At 48.7% G+C, this 2,552-nt stretch carries 4 protein-coding genes; 1 reads left to right on the forward strand and 3 read right to left on the reverse strand.

Going from position 1 to position 2,552, the window contains the following annotated elements:
- On the forward strand, positions 1-437 hold a 437-nt coding region (locus ABYW01_RS19055), incomplete at its 5' end, for an O-acetyl-ADP-ribose deacetylase (RefSeq protein ID WP_372835902.1).
- 33 nt (positions 438-470) lie between these two features.
- Here ABYW01_RS19055 and ABYW01_RS19060 read toward each other — a convergent pair.
- The 3 genes from ABYW01_RS19060 to ABYW01_RS19070 form a co-directional block, all read right to left on the reverse strand.
- Positions 471-1,346, reverse strand: coding sequence for a GyrI-like domain-containing protein (locus ABYW01_RS19060; protein ID WP_372835904.1), 876 nt, complete (start codon positions 1,344-1,346; stop codon positions 471-473).
- A 164-nt stretch (positions 1,347-1,510) separates the two neighbouring features.
- Positions 1,511-1,930 (reverse strand): Hsp20 family protein, encoded by a 420-nt coding sequence (locus tag ABYW01_RS19065; protein WP_193951781.1) that lies wholly within the window; start codon positions 1,928-1,930, stop codon positions 1,511-1,513.
- 174 nt (positions 1,931-2,104) lie between these two features.
- A partial coding sequence (locus ABYW01_RS19070) for a DUF2185 domain-containing protein (RefSeq protein WP_372835905.1) occupies positions 2,105-2,552 on the reverse strand: 448 nt, incomplete at its 5' end.

Genomic DNA, 2,552 nt, shown 5'->3' on the forward strand with positions numbered 1-2,552 from the left:
ATAGTAGCTTATTGGGTGGTGGCGGTGTGGATGGTGCTATTCATCGATCAGCAGGTCCGGATCTATTGGCTGAATGTCGTACGCTGGGAGGCTGTGATACAGGCAATGCTAAGTTAACGGCAGGCTATAACCTTCCTGCAAAATACGTGATTCATACGGTTGGTCCCGTGTGGCGGGGAGGTGACTCAAATGAGGCTGAAATGCTGGCAAGCTGTTACCGGTGTAGTTTACGCTTAGCGGCAGACGCGGGTGTTCAGAGTATTGCTTTCCCGGCGATCAGTTGCGGTGTCTATGGGTATCCTTTGGAAGAGGCGGTAGGCATTGCGATTGCTACAGTGAGGACTGAACTGCAGCAACTATCCTCGATAAAACATGTTGTTTTTTGCTGCTTCAATGATGAGATGGAGCGGTTGTATCAGCAACAGCTCGCACCTTAGTCTGTCCAAACAGTGATAGAAACGAAGTTGAGGTTACTCGACCGATTTTCCCACCGGAACCCAGTATTCCAGTACTGAATCGGGATGCTCAAACGCGAATCTTTCATCGTAGAGTTCCAGTTCAGGGCCCCCAGTATGACGGTATTCGCTGTTGGGTAACCAATCGCGGAAGATTGTTGTTAATGTGCGCTCTATCTCGCTGATTGGGCCACGGTGAATGAAGCAGGCATACGTCTGCTCGGGTATGTCTAAACGGTCCATTCCCTTGCAGGGCTGAGCCTTTTCATTTTCAAATGCTGCCCAGTAAGTCAGTCCTTCAAGCTGATCATTGGCAGTAGATGAGTCTATAACACCCCAGAACACCTGCTGCTGTATCTGTTGTTGATCAAGCTGTATTTGAAACCGGCGCCAAAGATCGGGTAATACCCGCATATTGTTCGGTGTTGAAGAGCCGGGCGCGTTAAAGCGGGTGTTCATTCCCCACAATGTTTTAGCGGCGTGGGTGACGATCACAGGTTCCATGATGGTATCTCCATATGAGTGGACAAAAAGTGTTGGATCCAATCGAGGAAAAAGGCCGATAAGTTCGCCGCGTATCCGATAACGCCTGGGGGCCAGCCCAAAGTACTGGCTAAAGGCGCGACTGAAGCTTTGTTGGTTATCAAACCCAAAGGTCAGGGCAATATCCAGAATCTGTTGCTCAGTTTGTATCAGAGAGATCGCGGCGGCACTGAGTCGCCGGTGACGATAATATTGCGCTACGCTGTAACCAAATCGTGTCTGGAAGGTGCGCTGTAGTTGCCAGCGAGACCAGTTTACAGACTCCGCCAACTGGTCAACATACAGGGACTTCGACAGGTGATCTTCTATAAGATCGACAACCTTGACCAGGCGCTTTTGAGCGTTCATCTATTTTCCTCGACGAATAATTCTTCGCCCAGTATGCCTGAAGGCTGGGAAGTGGTTTTGTCTGTATGGAGCATGTTAACGGGAAAAATAAAAATGGGCCGCATCTGCGACCCATTCATTATGGTGAAGATAAAACCTAGATGGTCGGGTTTATTATGTCCAGATTAACGCTCTATCTTGATCGAACGGGGTTTCATCGCTTCCGGGATTTCACGAATGAGATCTACATGCAGCAGGCCATTTTCCATATGTGCTTTCATGACTTTGACATGATCCGCCAGTTGGAAACGACGTTCAAAGTTACGCGCGGCAATACCCTGATATAGATACTGATGCTGATCTTTGTCGACGTGTTTAGTGCCAGCAATCAGCAAGGTCGAATTCTCGCTTTGTATATCCAGTTCTTCGATAGTGAAACCCGCGACCGCCATCGTGATGCGATATGCGTTTTCGCCCAGTAGTTCGATGTTGTAGGGCGGGTAACTCGGCTGGTTGTCGTTGCGGCTGGCGTTGTCGAGCATGGAAGCCAAACGATCAAAGCCAATGGCGGAACGGTAAAGGGGAGAAAGGTCAAAATCACGCATATACATATCCTCATCAAGCAATATGGAACTTTAGATAGAGTGCCTGCCGTAAGCGCTGCATATCATCAATGCCAGCATATCGGTCAGGTATGGAAGCGGGCCTTACAGTTAAGCACCCGCTTAATCACTATCTGTGGGCTGAATAGGATATTTCAAGTATCGACGTATGAGGGATTAGCTTTTGCCGCTAAATTCATCGACATCGTTGGTGATGTTGACTTCTGTGAACGCTGAAGGGATGCGGTAGTCATGTACGCGTTCCCAGCCATCACCCTCAGGTGCACGTTCCCATACGGTGCCGGCGTTGTATTCAACCAGATCGGTGATGGACGGATCGAGTTTGACCATCTTCTCTACGTCCACCGGAATCAGGTTGGTTACTTCATCTTCCAGATATTCCGGTGTTTCGTAACCGGTGAACATACGCCATCCGGTATCGTTCAGATGCTCAGGTACGGTTTTATACATGAAGCGTACAGGGAGCTTCTCTTCAAAGACCATTTTTGACACCAATGCCAGAAACCCATTTTTGGTCTGGTTGGTTTCGTCATCAGCGGAAGCAGGCTTATCGATATCAGGTGATTTCATAACATCTCGTCGTGGCGGGTAAATCAAAAACAAG

Origin of the sequence: Pontibacterium sp., from assembly GCF_041587635.1 — a bacterium.
Taxonomy (GTDB): domain Bacteria; phylum Pseudomonadota; class Gammaproteobacteria; order Pseudomonadales; family Balneatricaceae; genus Pontibacterium.